This is a genomic window from Exiguobacterium sp. PHA03 (assembly GCF_041945985.1).
Classification (GTDB): Bacteria; Bacillota; Bacilli; order Exiguobacteriales; family Exiguobacteriaceae; genus Exiguobacterium_A.
The window spans coordinates 1,459,795-1,477,539 of the sequence record NZ_JAUTYQ010000001.1; the positions used below are offsets into that span (position 1 = coordinate 1,459,795).

General features: G+C 49.2%; 20 protein-coding genes and 1 other annotated feature. All 20 genes read right to left on the reverse strand.

Translation table 11 applies throughout. The features are described from left to right. The 20 genes from obgE to Q7C19_RS07880 all read right to left on the reverse strand — a co-directional run bounded on the left by obgE (window position 1) and on the right by Q7C19_RS07880 (window position 17,740). Window positions 1-1,296, reverse strand: coding sequence for a GTPase ObgE (obgE, locus tag Q7C19_RS07785; RefSeq protein ID WP_023468943.1), 1,296 nt, complete (start codon window positions 1,294-1,296; stop codon window positions 1-3). Between the two features lie 15 nt (window positions 1,297-1,311). Next, on the reverse strand, window positions 1,312-1,794 hold the full coding sequence (locus tag Q7C19_RS07790; protein ID WP_308101818.1) for a Spo0B domain-containing protein: 483 nt from the start codon (window positions 1,792-1,794) through the stop codon (window positions 1,312-1,314). 68 nt (window positions 1,795-1,862) lie between these two features. Further along, the gene (gene rpmA, locus Q7C19_RS07795; protein ID WP_012370976.1) at window positions 1,863-2,141 is read right to left on the reverse strand and encodes a 50S ribosomal protein L27; all 279 of its coding nucleotides are present in this window, start codon (window positions 2,139-2,141) and stop codon (window positions 1,863-1,865) included. A gap of 14 nt (window positions 2,142-2,155) precedes the next feature. After that, complete coding sequence (locus Q7C19_RS07800; protein ID WP_023468945.1) at window positions 2,156-2,494, reverse strand: ribosomal-processing cysteine protease Prp; 339 nt, start codon at window positions 2,492-2,494, stop codon at window positions 2,156-2,158. A 3-nt stretch (window positions 2,495-2,497) separates the two neighbouring features. Continuing rightward, a complete protein-coding gene (gene rplU, locus Q7C19_RS07805) occupies window positions 2,498-2,806 on the reverse strand; it encodes a 50S ribosomal protein L21 (RefSeq protein WP_012370978.1) in 309 nt (102 codons plus the stop codon). Between the two features lie 15 nt (window positions 2,807-2,821). Further along, window positions 2,822-2,891 (reverse strand) — a sequence feature (ribosomal protein L21 leader region). Between the two features lie 74 nt (window positions 2,892-2,965). Then, window positions 2,966-4,306, reverse strand: a complete 1,341-nt coding sequence (locus tag Q7C19_RS07810) for a ribonuclease E/G (protein WP_290751810.1) — start codon at window positions 4,304-4,306, stop codon at window positions 2,966-2,968. Window positions 4,307-4,369: 63 nt separating this feature from the next. Beyond that, window positions 4,370-5,173 carry a septum site-determining protein MinD gene (gene minD / locus Q7C19_RS07815; RefSeq protein ID WP_029342255.1) on the reverse strand — a complete coding sequence of 268 codons (804 nt, stop codon included), beginning with the start codon at window positions 5,171-5,173 and terminating at the stop codon, window positions 4,370-4,372. A gap of 50 nt (window positions 5,174-5,223) precedes the next feature. Continuing rightward, window positions 5,224-5,898: a septum site-determining protein MinC gene (locus tag Q7C19_RS07820; protein ID WP_035406484.1), complete on the reverse strand. Its 675-nt coding sequence runs from the start codon at window positions 5,896-5,898 to the stop codon at window positions 5,224-5,226. A gap of 3 nt (window positions 5,899-5,901) precedes the next feature. After that, the gene (gene mreD / locus Q7C19_RS07825; protein WP_035406481.1) at window positions 5,902-6,405 is read right to left on the reverse strand and encodes a rod shape-determining protein MreD; all 504 of its coding nucleotides are present in this window, start codon (window positions 6,403-6,405) and stop codon (window positions 5,902-5,904) included. Beyond that, window positions 6,398-7,282, reverse strand: a complete 885-nt coding sequence (gene mreC, locus Q7C19_RS07830; RefSeq protein WP_035406478.1) for a rod shape-determining protein MreC — start codon at window positions 7,280-7,282, stop codon at window positions 6,398-6,400. The genes mreD and mreC overlap by 8 nt, the downstream gene beginning before the upstream one ends. A gap of 14 nt (window positions 7,283-7,296) precedes the next feature. Next, window positions 7,297-8,331 carry a rod shape-determining protein gene (locus Q7C19_RS07835; RefSeq protein WP_029342258.1) on the reverse strand — a complete coding sequence of 345 codons (1,035 nt, stop codon included), beginning with the start codon at window positions 8,329-8,331 and terminating at the stop codon, window positions 7,297-7,299. 162 nt (window positions 8,332-8,493) lie between these two features. Next, window positions 8,494-9,126 carry a RadC family protein gene (radC, locus tag Q7C19_RS07840; protein WP_050677672.1) on the reverse strand — a complete coding sequence of 211 codons (633 nt, stop codon included), beginning with the start codon at window positions 9,124-9,126 and terminating at the stop codon, window positions 8,494-8,496. Between the two features lie 46 nt (window positions 9,127-9,172). Continuing rightward, entirely contained in the window at window positions 9,173-9,748 is a 576-nt protein-coding gene (locus tag Q7C19_RS07845; RefSeq protein ID WP_056062542.1) for a Maf family protein, read from the reverse strand. A gap of 107 nt (window positions 9,749-9,855) precedes the next feature. After that, complete coding sequence (locus Q7C19_RS07850) at window positions 9,856-10,590, reverse strand: YfgM family protein (RefSeq protein WP_290751819.1); 735 nt, start codon at window positions 10,588-10,590, stop codon at window positions 9,856-9,858. Then, window positions 10,587-12,326, reverse strand: a complete 1,740-nt coding sequence (locus Q7C19_RS07855; RefSeq protein ID WP_375091926.1) for a fimbrial assembly protein — start codon at window positions 12,324-12,326, stop codon at window positions 10,587-10,589. The genes Q7C19_RS07850 and Q7C19_RS07855 overlap by 4 nt, the downstream gene beginning before the upstream one ends. A gap of 18 nt (window positions 12,327-12,344) precedes the next feature. Next, complete coding sequence (locus Q7C19_RS07860; protein ID WP_375091927.1) at window positions 12,345-13,100, reverse strand: prepilin peptidase; 756 nt, start codon at window positions 13,098-13,100, stop codon at window positions 12,345-12,347. A 56-nt stretch (window positions 13,101-13,156) separates the two neighbouring features. Further along, on the reverse strand, window positions 13,157-13,672 hold the full coding sequence (locus Q7C19_RS07865) for a type II secretion system protein (protein WP_290751829.1): 516 nt from the start codon (window positions 13,670-13,672) through the stop codon (window positions 13,157-13,159). A gap of 138 nt (window positions 13,673-13,810) precedes the next feature. Beyond that, the gene (locus Q7C19_RS07870; RefSeq protein WP_035406463.1) at window positions 13,811-15,028 is read right to left on the reverse strand and encodes a type II secretion system F family protein; all 1,218 of its coding nucleotides are present in this window, start codon (window positions 15,026-15,028) and stop codon (window positions 13,811-13,813) included. Between the two features lie 4 nt (window positions 15,029-15,032). Beyond that, window positions 15,033-16,067 (reverse strand): type IV pilus twitching motility protein PilT, encoded by a 1,035-nt coding sequence (locus Q7C19_RS07875; protein WP_231496884.1) that lies wholly within the window; start codon window positions 16,065-16,067, stop codon window positions 15,033-15,035. Between the two features lie 8 nt (window positions 16,068-16,075). Then, window positions 16,076-17,740, reverse strand: coding sequence for a GspE/PulE family protein (locus tag Q7C19_RS07880; protein WP_375091928.1), 1,665 nt, complete (start codon window positions 17,738-17,740; stop codon window positions 16,076-16,078). Window positions 17,741-17,745 lie beyond the last annotated feature (5 nt).

A 17,745-nucleotide genomic window follows, 5' to 3' on the forward strand; every position in this document is an offset into this window, starting at 1 on the left:
TTAGAAGGATGACTCAACGAATTCAAATTCGAAATCACGGATTCGAACGACATCGCCGTCGATCGCACCAAGACGACGTAACTCTTCGTCGACACCCATTTGACGCAGTGTCCGAGCGAAACGTTTAATCGATTCTTCACGCATGAAGTTCGTCATCGTGAAGAGTTTTTCGATTCGTGGTCCTTTGATGACGAAGCAGTCGTCTTCATCTTTCGAAATCGTAAAGCCGGCTTCAGGTGCTTCATAACCGTAGACGACACGTGGTGTCGCTGTTTTCTCTTCGAGTTCCTCAAGACCGAATTCTGGCGTCGCATCAACGAGGTCAGCGATTCGGAATAAGAGATCACGTAATCCTTGGCGTGTTGCTGCTGAAATTTCGAATACTTCAAGCTCTGGGAAAGCTTCCTTGAAGGCTTCAAGGTGTTCTGCCGCATCCGGCATATCCATCTTGTTCGCGACGACGACTTGTGGACGCTCTGTCAAGCGGAGATTATAGTCCGCGAGTTCTTTATTGATGATGTTGTAGTCTTCGATTGGATCGCGTCCTTCCATCCCACTCATGTCGATGACGTGGACGATCACTTTCGTCCGCTCGACGTGACGCAGGAACTGGTGACCGAGTCCGACGCCTTCACTTGCGCCTTCAATCAATCCTGGCAAGTCAGCCATGACGAAGCTACGGCTATCTTCCGTTTCGACGACGCCGATGTTCGGTGTGATCGTCGTGAAGTGATACGCGCCGATTTTTGGACGTGCTGCTGAAACGACAGATAACATCGTTGATTTCCCGACACTCGGGAAGCCGACAAGACCAACGTCTGCTAGCATCTTCAGTTCAAGCTTCAAGTACTTCTCTTCCCCTGGCTCACCGTTTTCCGCGTGTTCAGGTGCCGGGTTGGCTGGTGTCGCAAAACGTGTATTTCCACGTCCGCCACGTCCGCCTTTTGCGACGATCGCTTGTTGTCCATGATGGACGAGGTCAGCGATGACCGCGTTCGTATCATCATCATAGACGACCGTGCCTGGTGGAACCTTGACGATTAAATGCTCAGCTTTACGACCGTGCATCCCTTTTGACATTCCGTTTTCACCTTGAACCGCTTTAAAGTGACGTTTGTAACGGAAGTCCATCAATGTCCGAAGTCCTTCGTCGACTTCAAGGACGACGTGAGCTCCGTGACCACCGTCACCGCCAGCAGGACCGCCGTCCGGAACGTATTTCTCGCGACGGAACGCTACTTGTCCACGTCCTCCGTCACCTGCTTTTACATAAATATTTACCTGATCGACAAACATGTCGGATCCCTCCTCTTACTTCTCTTCCTCAAACGGAAGACTTTCAATCTCAATCACACACTCATTTTCCGTCTGCGACTCGATTTCCATCGGCGTCACTAGATCCTTAAGGCGCGACATATCTAGTAGATCCCGATAGATCTCGATGGTCACGCCCTCGTGGAAGGTCACGGATACTTCTCCTACTCCTACATCAATCATGGTGATGGCTGCTTCGACGAGTTGCTTCAACCGCTCATCTTCCATATGGGGTGCTCCGATGACATCATACGTCACAGTTTTGCCTGACCATTCAGCTTGCAACAACGCCAGTGCGGTTTTCGGCAATCCGATTTGCGCTAGACGTCCTTCCCGAGATGCTTGCTCCCGGTACGCCGAACAGATCGACTCGACTGCTTGTTCGTCTCCGATCGCGCCATACGAACGGACGAGTTGTATCCGGTTCAACCACTCGTGACGAAGAGTCTTTAAAAGATCAAGTACCTGTTGTTCCTCCATCGGTCGTTCCCTCCTAAAAAAAACAGACCCTAACCCTCGAAAGTGGCTAGAGTCTGCTTCGTCGATCCTTATGCTGGGTAAACGCTGACTTGTTTCTTGTCGCGTCCGAGACGTTCGAAACGAACGACACCAGTTGCAGTTGCGAAAAGTGTATCATCGCCACCACGTCCGACGTTCATACCTGGGTGAATCTTCGTACCGCGTTGACGGTAGAGGATTGAACCAGCAGAAACAGTTTGACCGTCTGCACGTTTCGCCCCAAGGCGTTTCGATTGCGAGTCACGACCGTTCTTTGTCGAACCTACCCCTTTTTTCGATGCGAAGAACTGAAGATTAAGTTTCAACATGTGGAATCCACCTCCTATACTTGTTCAAGTTGGATAAACTCACCGTAACTTTCAGCGATGGTACCAAGCTGGACCAAAGTCGCCTCCAGTAACAATTGGGTGCGTTCACTGACATCCGGTGCTAAGTCAGCGTACGGTTCTACATAAAAGTAGCCACCCTCTTGTTGTTCTGCCATTTCAAGGAGCAGGACCTGCCCGAGTAATGCTTCTATGGCATTGTATGCCCCGAAGATCACCGACGATACGCCGGCACAGACAAGGTCGAGACCTGGTTCTGCAAACTCGGCATGTCCTGTCACTTCGATGGAGCGGACGAGTTCCGCTTCATCTCGTCGAATCTTGACACGTATCATGGCTTACGCTTCGATTTTCTCGATGCGGACCTTCGTGTAAGGTTGACGGTGACCTTGCTTACGACGGTAGTTCTTTTTCGCTTTCATTTTGAAGACAGTGATCTTTTTCGCGCGAGCGTGTTTGATGACCGTTGCTACGACCTTCGCACCTTCTACGAGTGGAGCGCCGACTTTAACATCGTCACCACCAAGGATCAATACTTCACCAAATTCAACTGTGCTGTCGACGTCTGCGTTTAATTTCTCAACGTAGATTTCTTGGCCAGCTTCGACTTTGACTTGTTTACCACCAGTTTTGATAATTGCGTACATTACGTGCACCTCCTCTTAGGAACTCAGACTCGCCATCACGGGCAGCAGATGCTTTAAAACCCGGTCTGTGCGGTTGTAGTCATTTGGGTGCTTCCAAACGAACTAACGTTATTCAGAATACCAAACGTTCTTCCACCTTGTCAATGCTGTTCTGAAGGATTATTCCGATCGCTTGATGAAATCAAGACAGTCCTGTGACGACCCTGTGAATAGGACGGCTGGATCGCCTTCTAGCACGTGCACCTCGAGTGGTTGGCGAGAGATGAATTCGTCTTGTAACAAGTGACGCGGCGCGCGAATCACGACCGCTTCCGCATAGGTCGCGATCTCAAGCAATTTCGGTTCAATTAACCGATAGACGCTTAATCGTGTCCATTGACCGGATTCCTGCGATCGTTCCTGCAATGATTTTCCGTGTCGTTGTCGCGTCAGTTCGCATAAGCCCATCTTCGTAAATCCATACACTTCGATTTGTTTCGTCTCGAGTGCGGCTCGTTCTTTGAGAAGTTGGGTCACCCGTGTCTGACCTTTACTTGAGCCACGTAAAAAATCGATTGCAATCATCCCACTGATATTACGTAACCGTAATTGCCGCATGACTTCGACAGCAGCCGCTTCATTGATTTGATCAAACGTCCGCTTTTGTTCTTTGACCGAAATCGTCTTCCCACTGTTGACGTCGATGACAGTCATCGTCTCGACTTCTTCAATCAAGAGATACGCTCCTCCGTCGAGCCAGACGACCCGTTGCATCGCTTTTTCGATTGCCCCATCAATGGCTTCCATCTCAGGTAAGCGCCCTTTTCGTAGCGATCGTTCAACGGACAGACCGAGTAATTCGAGTCGTTCTTTTTCCTGACGCGTCATGACGAGCGCATCGGTGACATGCGGAAGTCGCTTCGCTTCCTGGACGATCAATGCCTCGTCTTGCTCAAGACGCGGCGCCTGCATGAGTTCTTTATGCCGTATCCGTAATGACTGTAACTCTTGTTTCAATTCGTCGATTGATGCTTTCGCTGCCTCCGTCCGGTAAAGAATCCCTTCTTCTTCCGTCGTCGTCAATTGCTCCGCCAGTTGACGCTGGACGACGAGATCCAACTTCCGACTGAAACGGACGCGGCGACCGTACGGGAAATAGACAAGATAACGTCCACCATAAGTGATGTTCTGCGTCACCTTGTGTTGCTTCGGTGCGACCCCTTCCTTGACGACCTGAACGAGCAATGTCTGCCCGACCTGGACGGCTTGTCCGATCGTTGGCACGTCCGGATAGCGACGAAGTGCTTCCACCGTTTCATTAAGCGGTAAGTAAAGCGGCGTACCGTCAGTCGCGATCAAAAAGGCTGCTCCGAGCGTCGGATGCAACCGGTCGACCTTGGCATAAACGAACGTTCCGACCCGGATCTCGTCACGCATCCGTTCATGATATTCAATCAATCGACCGCCTTCGACCAACGCCAATCGTTCGAGTGAAGCGGTCTGTTCACTAATCCATCGCATACTGATCCCTCCAAAAAAATTAGACTAGGCGCGACGATGTCGTCCTAGTCTAATTTCCCATTCTTATTTCATCCCAAGCATCTTCTTCAATTTGACGAAGAACCCTTTTTGCGGTTGTTCATTTAAATCAAGCAGTGGCACGGATTCTCCGAGAATCCGGCGGGCGATGTTCCGGTAGCCGAGTCCAGCCCGGTTATCCGGATTCATCGTCACAGGCACACCGCGGTGCGAAGCGGCGATGACTTCTTCATCATCGATGATCAGACCAAGCAGATCGATTGAAAGAATACGCATAATCTCATCGATATCGAGCATATCACCTGATGCCATCATGTGCGAACGCACCCGATTGATGACGAGTTTTGGAACGATGTTTCGTTCTGAGCGTTCGAGCATCCCAATGATCCGGTCCGCATCTTGGACGGCTGCTTTTTCCGGTGTCGTTACGACGACAGCTTCATCCGCTCCAGCAATCGCATTCATGAATCCTTGTTCGATTCCTGCCGGGCAGTCAATCAATACAAAATCGTATTCAAGTTTCAGCGTGTCGATGATTGCCTTCACCTGTTCGGGTGTGACGGAGGACTTATCCTTTGATTGAGCAGCAGGCAACAGATACATCTCTTCAAAACGCTTATCGCGGACGAGCGCTTGGTGCAATTTACATTGTCCCGTTACGACGTCAACGATGTTATAGATACTCCGGTTATCGAGACCAAGCACGATATCCAGATTGCGTAACCCGATATCTGTATCGACGAGACAAACCGAATGCCCCATCAATGCAAGTGCTGTTCCGATGTTCGCTGTCGTCGTTGTCTTACCGACGCCGCCTTTACCGGATGTGACGACGATGGCGCGTCCCATATTCGTCTTCGCCTCCATATGTACCTGTTCTTTCACTTGTTCCATATCCGTCACCCTCTTTCACTATCAATCGCAAACTGATCCATCCGCGCAAGCGGAACGGTTTGAAGGCGGGAGAATTCCACCCCGTCTTCGCCTAAAAATGCACAGCCCATATCGAGAGCAGGAATCGGTGCGTCATCCGGCTCCTCATGGACGGTTCCAGCGACCGCGACCCATTTCGGTTGCAACACACTTGCAGCGATGACTGCTTCCGTATTACCACCTTTACCTGCATGAACGGTACCACGCAAAGCTCCGAGACAATAGATACTTCCTGTCGCATGGACGACCGCCCCCGGATTGATATCTCCGATGATGACGATCGAACCTTCAACGTCTAATACGTGCCCACTGCGTGCCGTGCCACCAAAATAATGGAACGTCCGCTCTCCGTACAAGGCTTTTGCCTCGTCTTTCGTGATGCATTCACTGTCATAGCCTTTGAAAGAGAAGGAATCATGTCGCGCGACGATAGATTCGACGGCCGTCAACACCCCTTCATCGACATAACGTCGACCGAAGAAGAAGGTGATGGGTACGGCGCGTCCGTTCTCGACGGATTTGTCCGCAAGCGTCAACTCTAAATCGTCAAGAAATTCATCCACACTGCACCTTTCATTCACATAGACGGCGAGGCCACCACGATGGCCTTTCATCGTTACATAACGTTTACGCTCAATCATGACTCATCCTCTTTTCTCGTCAAGGGTCGACTGCACGAGTCGGGTCATCGGATAATACAGGATGATGATCCCGATCAACTGGGCAACCAAACTCCTTGGAATGATCTGTGTCGCGAGTTCTTGGAAGGAAACCCCGACACCAACGACCGAAGCCGTGAAGAAATATATATCGAGTTCATACAAAATGGCACTGAACGTGAACGTGACGAGAATCGTCAATACGTTCTCCTTTACATATTTTAGCACGAAGCTACTAAAAAGAGGAATGGCGGATAACGCAAATAAGTAAATCCCGATAATATCCGAGTACACGAAATCATAGAGCAACCCGAAAACGAGTCCGAATCCGAGTGCTTGTTCAAGCTTCCCGTACCGACCGAGGAACATCAGACCGATCAAGGTCGTATGAATGACATACGGCGAACCATCTCCAAGCGGTCCCGCGAACAACGTTCCTTCTAAGATAAAAAGAAGGAACACGGCGAAAAACAACTTAACGTTATTCACGAGTGTTCCCTCCCTTATCGGTCTCAGCGAAAGGTTCCTTCGCTTCGCGTTCAATCACGAAGACATGACCGAACTGTTCGAAGTCTGCTGCCGGTTTGACGTATGCGATTTTCGAAGCCCCATACTGATCGGATTTCACTTCTTCGATTTTTCCGATGACGATCCCGCTCGGATACTTTCCGCCAAGACCGGACGTCGTGACGGTCTGCCCTTTTTTCAACTTCGCGTCGTTCGGAATTTTCGTGAACTTGAGTAATTTCGTCTCTTCATCGAAGCCTTCAATCGTTCCAAAGACTCCTTTTCCTTTCGTGTCGTCTGCCGTTGCCGAAACGTTATTCGTCCGACTCGTATCCGACATCAACTGCACAAGGGACGTATAAGCGCTCGCCTGGATGACGCGACCGATCAATCCATCTGCTGTTACGACGGCCATGTTCGGTTTGACCCCTTTCTGTTCGCCGATGTTAATCGTCACGAACCGTTGCCATTCGGACGATGTCCGCCCGATCATCTCTGCCGGTAACAGTTTATAGTCGCGAATCGAACCTTTGAGGTCGAGCATGTCTTTTAATTCTTTATTCTCACGCTCAAGATCACGGACTTTAACGGCATTGCCGGCATAGTCGTTCAATCGTGATTTCAAGTGTTCATTTTCTTTGTACACGTCACGCACTTCTTTAATCGAAGTGACCGTATCATCAATCCAGCCAATCGGTGTCGCGAAAAGGCGTTGACCGACGCCCACGGTATCACGCACGAAGCTTTGATACCAGTGGGATTGGTTACGCCCTTGCAGCGAAATCCCGATTAAGATCACCAAAAGGAGAAAACTAAGGAGTGTGATGAGCAGTTTTCGATTATTTAAAAATCGCTTCATCGCTCATCCCGTCCTTATCTTTTTTGCGAGATGCCTGATTTCGAACGAAGGACATTCATCATCTCGAGTGATTTTCCTGTACCGATTGCGACACAATCAAGTGCGTTTTCTGCAACGAGTGTCAAAATACGTGTTTCGTCTTCGATGACAGCGTCGAGGTTCTTTAAGAGCGCCCCACCACCTGTCAGGACGATACCGCGGTCCATGACGTCTGCTGATAATTCAGGAGGCGTCTGCTCAAGCGTGTGTTTAACACCTGCAAGAATCGCTTCGACCGTATCTGAAAGTGCGTCACAAATTTCAGCACTTGTGACTTCGATCTGTTTCGGAAGACCTGTGACGAGGTCGCGTCCACGGATTTCCATCGTTTCGTTCTCTGATTCTTCATCGATGCGAGCGTAACCGATCGTCATTTTCAACGTCTCAGCTGTCCGCTCTCCGATCATCAAGTTGTATTTCGATTTGATGTAACGAATGATAGACTCATCCATCTCATCACCACCGACACGGATCGATTGGCTTGTGACGATACCACCGAGTGAGATGACAGCAACTTCTGTCGTACCACCACCGATGTCGACGACCATCGAGCCTGTTGGTTCTGAAACCGGAAGACCTGCACCGATTGCTGCTGCGAATGGTTCTTCGATCGTGTATGCTTCACGCGCACCCGCAAGTTTCGCTGCATCTTCAACCGCACGTTTTTCGACCGATGTAATACCACTTGGTACACAGATCATGACGTTCGTCTTAGAAGAGAACAAGCCTTTTTTCTTTGAAGCTTGATCCATGAAATATTTGATCATCGTAGCGGTCGTTTCATAATCCGCGATAACCCCGTCTTTCATCGGGCGTCGTGCAGTCACGTTACCCGGCGTACGACCGATCATGTTTTTTGCTGCATTACCAACTGCCTCAATTTTCCCTGTATCCGTACGGAAAGCAACGACGGACGGTTCACGGACGACGATTCCTTGCCCCTTTACATACACGAGCGTGTTAGCCGTACCTAAGTCAATGCCGATTTCACGGCTGAATGATCCAAACATTATTCAAAAAACCCCTCTCTGAGAATACACTTCACTAATTATAACGGAAAAGCCTTCATTGGAAAGCGTTAAAACGTTACAGCTTGTTTACAGTTCGCCTTAGAAAACACACAAAAAAACGTCTGACGGAAAGAAACGAAACTTTCCCTTCAGACGTTATTCTTACATAAATCCGCGCTGTTTCATACTAATAAATTGTCCATGCCCGATGATGATGTGGTCAAGACAACTGATTCCAATGAGTCGTCCTGCCTCAACAAGTCGCTCGGATACCTCGATATCTTCCCGACTTGGCGTCGGATCACCGGACGGATGATTATGGACGGCAATGAAGTTCGCAGCCGAGCAGCGAATCGCTTCCCGGAAGACGTCTCGCGGGTGGACGATTGACGTGTTCAATCCTCCAATGAATAACGTCTTTTTCGAGACAACCTCATTTTTCGTATTCAAATACAGGCAGATGAAATGTTCCTGTTGATAGAGGCGCATTTCTTCTAACAACAGCTCCGCGGCGTCTTCCGGTGAACGGATCGTCGGTCGAACCCACTTCGGTTCCGTGACGAGACGACGACCGAGTTCCAGTCCAGCCATGATTTGCAACGCCTTTGCCTTTCCGACACCTGGTGCTTTCTCGAGTCCACCGACTCCAGCTGCCTCGAGTTCAATCAGTGAAGGATAGATGTGCAGTAATTCTTCCGCGATTTCGAGCGGTGTCCGGTCGCGCGTTCCGCTTCGGACAAGACATGCCAACAACTCGACTGTCGTCGCTTGTGCTAAGCCTTTCAACTGAACCATATCCTTCGGCCATTCAATCACAGCATCCGACCTCTCTGTTTCAGGATTACGCAAACATCGGCTTGATCGCAAAGGACGCGAGACGTTTCGTGATTTCGTGGATCGGCAATCCGACAACATTATAGTAATCGCCCTCGATCGCTTCGACGAACAGGCCACCCATCGCTTGAATACCATATCCACCCGCTTTATCATAGGGCTCGGTCGTCGCGATATAGCCTTCGATCCATTCGTTTGGCAATGCACCAAAACGAACGTGTGTCGTCACGTCGAATGTCTCTTCCTTCTCACCAAAGCGAATCGTTACTCCTGTCACGACTTCATGTGCGCGTCCCGATAGACGCGCGAGCATCGCCCGTGCCTCTCCCCTATCTGCCGGCTTCTCGAGAATCATATCATCAATTGCAACGACTGTATCAGCTGCCAGAATGACACCGTCCGCTGTAATCGCTCGCGCTTTCTTTTGCGATAGATGACGGACGTATTCATGCGGGGACATCGGGTACGGCGCTTCTTCGACGACATTCGCTGGTACGACTGCGTGAACGATTCCGATTTGTTGCAAGAGTTCCGTCCGGCGCGGTGAAGCTGAGGCGAGAATCAAGTGTGGTTGCGTTATCATTAGTATCACGTTCTTTCCCATTAATTTCGAATCGGATAATTCGAGTCATCGAATAGTCTAACAAAAAACAAGCGGTCCCTAACAGCATAGGAACCGCTTGTTTTCTTTTAATTTCCTGTCACATCGACAAATGGATCCGACTTCGGTGTCTTCTCCTCGAGTGGCGTTTGCTTATCCGGCGTCAACTTCGTCAGGTCCGGACGATAATACGATTCAATCTCGACTGTGAATGAAAGCATCTCATCCTCAAGCAAAAGCGTTCCGCTACTCGGACCCGGTTCTTCCGGTCCCGATAACTGAATTTGGCGTAAGACCGTGATTCGATCCGTCCGCTCGATTTGTTTTAAGAATGCCATCAATTCAAGATACGACGGGGCTTCAACCGTCAATGACGCCGGAAGTGGCGTCGCATTCGCTGTGGTTGTTCCTGTCGCCGCAGCTGTTGTCGCTTGATCTTGATCAGACTCCGTCGCCATTGCTCCGTCAACGGCAGGCGTTGATGTCACCGGTGACTGTGGCGTTGGCGTTGTGGTCGCCTGACCAAACGTGATCGACTGGACTTTGACACCGGCAATCTGACTCGACGCGTTAATCGCATCGATGACGTCATCGTTCGCTGCCGTCACCGGGACTTTTTGTTGCAGGAAGCTCGACTCAGCGACGTCGACTTTCTGTTCGTTCGCTTTCGCTTGCTCGAGCACCATCTGTTCCCGTTTCAACGTCGCTTCTTTTTCTTGCAACGTTTGGTGTGTCGTATAGGTCGTATAACCGAAGTAACCGACCGCACCGAGAACGATTAAGATCGTTAGACCGAGGAGGATGAAGCTACTATAACGTTTCAATTGTCCGGCACCTCCTCGATTTCAGTCGTTACATTCGGATCAGTCGTCTCCGTCGTCGGATCGGTTGAAGGAGTCGCTTCCGTCGAGCTATCCGTTTCCGATTCAGACGGCCGATCTTCTTTTGGTACTGCCGGATCAGCTTCGTTCGTTTCGCCTTTGACGACTTCCGTCGGGTTGACGTTCAACGAGAATTGTCCGATATAACGTGGTTCTTCAGATTTCGCATCATCCGACGGTGTAATTTCCGTCGTCGGAATTTCTTGCCCGGTCGTCGGATCAACCGTCGTCGTCGTAACGACATCCGCCTTTTCATTCATCGTCCGTGTCGTCACACTCGCAAGATTCGTTCCCGAGAAGACTTTATCCGTCAACAATTCACGATAAAAATCGTTCAGTTCATCGAGCGTCTCGAATTGGGTCGTCATCGTCACGGCATGATCCGCACCATACGCGAATTGAAGAATATAACCGCGTTCCGGGAGATAACGGGTAATCCGTTCAAGCGTCGGTACGGCAGGACGTGGCGTCGTCTCGAGTCCTTCGACTGTCTGTTTGAGTTGCGCGACTTCCTGCTTTGCCGATTGATCCGATTCCGACTGCAACTGACGGACGATCTGGATTTGATCGTTCGTCGATTCGACGCGATCCGCGAATTGATCGGTTTGCCAGTAGAGATAACCACCAGCGAGTCCGCCGAACAACAACAGAATGAGTGAAGCGACAAGCGGATATTTCGGTGCTTCGTCGTTTTCCGGTAATAAGTTGATGCGGTCTTTTCGCGGTGAAGCAAGACCAGCGAGCGGTAAGTACGCTCGTGGAATTGACTGTCCGTCAATCGTCATCATATCTGGAATTTCATCGAGACTTAAATCAAAGTTCGACCGGAAACGTGTTGCCAGTTCATCACGGAACGGGAAGTCCCCCGCAAGGACGACATTCGTGATCTCTCGTCCTTCGCGCGCGAGCGAAAAACGATAGAAATCGAGTACACGCGAGAACTCGAGCAACATCTCATCTAAGACGAGTTCGACCGTCGGATCATCCGAGCGGTAACGATAATGCAATTGATCATCGATGACATCAACATCCCACGCATCAGCCGCAAACGTGTCGACCGAGCGAATCAGACGTGGCACGTGATCTTCGATGATGATCAGCTGGTGATTCGTCGCATTCGCATTCCAGATCAATAAAGTATCGGCTTCTGTTGTAACTGGGTGATGAGATTCAATCCCGAAGTAGGTTGCAAGCGGTTGAGGTTCAGCAGCAACCAGTCGCAAATGCTTTTGTTTGAACAGTTGCGTGTATTGCTTCAGCGCTTCGTTTGGGGCGGCATAGAGCATGATTTCCCGCTTGCCGTCTTCTTCAAGAACCGTGTAATCAAAATATGGTTCTTCAAACGGTAAGACGATACTATGTCCGATCTCCATAAACAAATAGCCACGGATTTGATTCGTCTCGATCGTCTCCGGAATATCAAGTTTCCGGGCGAGAACGAGTGAACCATCGAGCGCGAGCACCGCTTGCGAACCACGCGGTACTTTCAGCTTCGTCAGTAATCCGTCAAAGATGAAGTCAAGCGAGGCTTCCGGTTGTAACCAGCCTCCTTGCAGTGTTCCTGGCGGCAGCGCGACGACTGCCCGGCGCTTGATGACGCCTTTTTTGACGACCGCACCGAAGATTGCGACGTCGGTAAAATTAAAGTAGATATAAGTCCCTTTACGCCGTTGCGCCATATGTACGTTCTTCCTTTCTTAAAGCAGTAAATCGAGGTACCACGATACCCAATCATCCGCAAAATAATATGTCAGTAATGTTCCGACAGCAATCGACGGAACGAAGGGAATGGGTTGTTTCCGCTTCACGCGTCCGAGTCCAAGTAATGTTAAGCCAAGAACGGAACCAACGAATGCCGAGACGAACAAGGCAATGACGACGTGAAGCGGTCCAAGGAAGATTCCGAGCAGTCCGAACAGTTTGACATCCCCTGCCCCCATACCACGACGGGAAGCAAGAAAGATGACGAATAATAGAACGAACCCGACGATTCCACCAATAATTGGATTATACCAGTTTTCGAGTGGAGAAAGGTAGCGCACAATCAAGGCAATTGGCAAAAAGATAAGTAAAATTTTATTCGGAATCAGCATGTAGGCTAAGTCGGACATCGTCAGGATGAATAGCAAGCTCGTCAGGACGAGCGTCAACGCTAGTTCCATCGACCAGCCGAACTGCCAAAAGGCATACGCGTAAAGAATACCTCCGAGTAATTCAAGCGATGGATACTTGATTGAAATCGATTGTCCGCAAGAACGGCATTTCCCACCGAGCACAGCGTAACCAAGTACCGGTGTCAGTTCGAGCGGTCCTAAGACATGTCCACACGTCGGACAATGGGAGCGCGGATGAACGATCGACTCCCCGACCGGGACGCGCAAACCGACGACGTTCGTAAACGACGTGATAAGTAAGCCTAACAAGAAAAAATAAACCGTGAAGACGATCGTCATGACACGACCTCCCTTTCAAAAAAGTTCAGAAAAAAACCCCCGAGGAGGGGGGATAATTAGTTTTCTTTGATCGCGCTTCGTTTAAGTGCTGAAGGTGCAACACCTGAGAAGTAAGTATAATCAGCAGAATCACTAGTTAGAGTAACTTTATACTCGTATGAACCATTATCTTCAGTCACTTCAACAAAAGAATCTTTATATGGCTTATCAGAATTCAATGAATCTTTCATCTCATCGATGTATTTACCTAAAGATTCTTTACGAGCAACTTTTTCAGTGGCAGCTGTAGTTCCAATAGCTTTACCATTCTCGTTAATACCTAAGATAATAGATTCTCCAGCTTGAATCGGATTAGAAGAAGCATAGAGTTTCGCAGCCGATACTAATTGCTTCGCATCCGAAACAACTGCATCCTTACGTGAGTTCTCGATCAAACCACCGATTGCGACGACAGCGATTGCTGCAATGATTCCTAAGATTACGACGACGACGAGTAACTCAATCAACGTCAATCCACGCTCATCGCGCATTTGTTTTGCATCTAACCAGATTTCTTTTAAACGTTCTACCATTTTCTTTATGCCTCCCTAGTACTTTTTCACTATTCTTGGTTAGTAGGTAATACTATCCAGATGAATACTATTATAGTAGCACCATATTTTTTGTAGAATATGTCTTTTTTTCACATCAGGTAAATGTTTTTACAATTGTCAACTTGCTTGTATATCCGAATAAATTTTAAACATCGGTACGACGACGGCAATGACGATGACACCAACGATTGCTGCTAAGACAACGATCAAGAGTGGCTCAATGATTGACTTTAAACGGTCTGTCGTCGTCTCGACTTCTGTCTCATAGAAGTTCGCGACTTCCGTCAGCATCGTATCAAGACGTCCTGACTCTTCCCCGATCGCAATCATCTGCGTGACGAGAGGTGGAAAATATTTGTTTTTCTCAAGTGGTTCGTGCATTGGAATGCCACGTGCCATCGCTTCGTTGGCACCCGCAATCCCTTTCCGGATGATCCGATTCGTGACGATTCGCTCCGTGATGTCGAGTGAGGCTAAAATTGGGACGGAAGCATTAAGCAGGACGGACAGCCCCCGGGTCATCAAGGCAATCTGCGACTTTTGGATCAGGGGACCAAAAACGGGAATAATTAATAAAAAGCGATCGAAAAATAGTCGTTGGCGTTCGTTTTTTAAATTAAAGTACAGTAATCCAATTAATCCAAAAGCAATTAACAACATGACCCACCAGTACGCAACGAAGAAATCTGATACGGCAACGACGAGCTTCGTGATCAAAGGCAACTCACTACCGAGCTGATCAAAGATCGATGCAAACGTCGGGACGACGTTCATCATCAAGAAGACGACGACCCCTACGGCAACGAGTGAAACGACCGCTGGGTAAATCAATGCGGAGATGACTTTTCGTTTGATTTCATATTGTTTTTCAAGCTGGGTGACGATGTTATCAAGTGCTTCCTCGAGATTCCCACTTGCCTCTCCCGCCATCGCCATACTGACGAAGAATGTATCAAAGACCCGTGGATGTTTTTCAATCGCTTGCGAAAACTGAATCCCACTCCGTAAGTCATCTTCGACCTCAACGAGCGCCCGTTCGAGTGGTTTCGACTCCGTCTGCTTCCGCAGAATTTCCGTCGCCTTGACGATTGAGACACCGGACCGCACAAGTGTCGCGAACTGACGGGCATACATGACGAGATGTTCAATTTTCGGTTTTGCACTGAGAAACGTAATCTCGGTGTTTAATCCTTTCGACTCTTGCTTTTGAAGCGAAGTCACAGCAATCTGATCCGTCCGCAACCGTTCTGCGGCTTCTCGTTTCGTCAGTGCTGTAATCTTGCCTTTCTTTCGTTTGCCGGCCATCGTCCGACCTTCATAAATGAATACTGCCATGTGTTCACCCCGATATGTACGGTGATGCAGCAGAAGCCGGAATCAATCCCCGACTGACGAGATCCTGCAATGCCATCTGCATCGTCTGCATGCCGTATTGTTTACCCGTCTGCAGGACGGATTGAATCTGATATTCCTTACCGGTCCGAATCAAGTTCGAGACAGCTGGTGTATCGACCATGATTTCGAGGGCTGCGACGCGACCTGTTCCATCCGAACGCGGCATCAAGCGTTGCGAGATGACACCCGCAAGGACGTTCGCCAGTTGAGCTCGAATCTGATCTTGTTGCTCTGACGGGAAAACATCGATGATTCGGCTAACCGTTGAGGCAGCCGTCGACGTATGGACCGTTGCAAAGACGAGGTGACCCGTCTCCGCTGCCGTCACGGCGGTCGCAATCGTCTCAAGGTCCCGCATCTCCCCAAGCAAAATGACATCTGGATCTTGACGGAGCGCTGAACGTAAGCCGGTTGCAAAGCGTGGCGCATCAATCCCGATTTCTCGCTGATCGATCAGGCTTTTATGATGACTATGTAAGTATTCAATCGGATCTTCGAGCGTAATGATTCGTTTATACATCGTCTGATTGATTTCATTGATCATCGCTGCAAGCGTTGTCGATTTTCCAGAACCAGTCGGACCCGTGACGAGAATCAAGCCGTGTGGTTTCGTTAAGAATCGTTTTAAAACAGGAGGCAACGCTAATTGCTCAAGCGTTGGTACCTCAGTCGGAATCGTCCGAAACGCCATTGACAAAGCACCCCGTTGATAAAAGCAGTTGACCCGGTACCGAGCGACACCGGTCACACCGAACGAAAAATCGATATCCCGGTCCTGTTTTAGCTGTTGATACATCTCTTCCGTGATCAATGACTGCACAAATCCATCAATGATGATCGGTTTCATCTTCTCTGTCCCAAACGGTGTCAACGTTCCGTTGATTCGAAAGACGGGTGGTGATCCCGCCGTCAAGTGAACATCGGACGCTCCTCGTTCTTTCGACGAACGTAAGATATCTTCGATTTGTGCTCGTTCCATCGTACTATTCATTCTGAAATCACCGTCCGTAAAATCTCTTCTGTCGTCGTGATCCCTTCTGCGACCTTTGATAGACCATCTGCAAGTAGGAAGCGTTGACCTTGTTCCTTGACGTACGCTGTGATATCACTTTCCGTCGATTGGTTCATGATCATCCGGCGTAACACTTCATCGACCATGATGACCTCTTGAATCGCAACCCGTCCACGGTACCCCGTCATATTACAAGACGAGCAACCACGTCCACGCATGACCGTCGTCGCTTCGATTCTCTCTTGATCAAATAACTCTTTTTCTCGTTTCGAAATCGGATGGACTTCGCCACAATCACGGCAGACACGGCGAACAAGTCGTTGTGCAATCAATCCACTGACAGAAGCAGCAACAAGGAACGGTTCGACCCCCATGTCAATCAATCGCGTGATCGAACTAACGGCAGAGTTCGTGTGCAAAGTCGAAAGAACCAAGTGTCCTGTTAGCGAAGCACGAATCGAAATCTCAGCCGTCTCGATGTCGCGAATCTCCCCGACCATGACGACGTTCGGATCCTGACGAAGAATCGAGCGAAGACCACTCGCAAACGTCAACCCAATCTTCGCGTTGACTTGAACTTGGTTGATTCCATCGACTTGATACTCGACCGGATCTTCAACAGTGATGATGTTGCGTGACTCGTCATTCAACTCATTTAACGCGGCATACAACGTCGATGATTTCCCGGACCCAGTCGGACCGGTGATCAAGATGATGCCGTTCGGGCGTTTCAGCATCTCCCGGAACTGTGATTCATTCCGCGAACTAAAACCGATTTTTGAAATCGAGATGTTCGAGTTCGAGCTGTCAAGAATCCGGATAACGACCTTCTCACCGTAAACAGTTGGCAAGGTCGAGACACGGAAATCATATGGTAATCCGTTAAAGACATATTTAATCCGTCCATCCTGTGGCAAGCGTGACTCAGTGATATCAAGTTCACTCATGACTTTGATCCGGGTCGTCAGAATGCTTTGGATCTGCTTCGGATAATTGTTCTCCGTTCGTAGTTCTCCATCAATCCGAATCCGGATCGTCATCGACGTTTCCTGCGGATCCATATGAATATCGGATGCACGCTGAGCAATCGCGTTCTCTAGAATTTGATTGACGAGCCGGATGATGGGTGCATCTTCGCGTGTCACGACATCACGGGATTGATCCGACTCCATCATGTCATCGGATTCTAGTAGCTCCCGTAACGACGAATCAATGTCATAATACTTCAGGATCGTTCGTCTGATTTCGTCACGTGTCGCGATTCCGACATCAATCGATAAACCGGTCTGCATACGTAAATCATCAATCGCGATTAAATCCATTGGGTCTGCCATGGCAATAAATAAACGGTTTCCTTCCCGATAAACCGGAACGAGCGTATGCCGCTGTGCCAAGTCTTTTGAAATTAGTTTCGTGACAGCTACGTCAACTGGATAGTTGTATAACTGGATGATTGGAATCTTCAATTGATGGTGCAGTGCTTCTAATAGCTGTTGTTCCGTCAAGTGCCCGAGTCGAAGCAGTGCATCCCCGAGTTTTTCGGTCGATCGTTTGACCGTCAACGCCTCTTCGACTTGCTGTTCCGTCACAAGGCTTTCTTCGATCAACATTTCCCCTAAACGTTTTCGTTTCATTGCCATTTAAC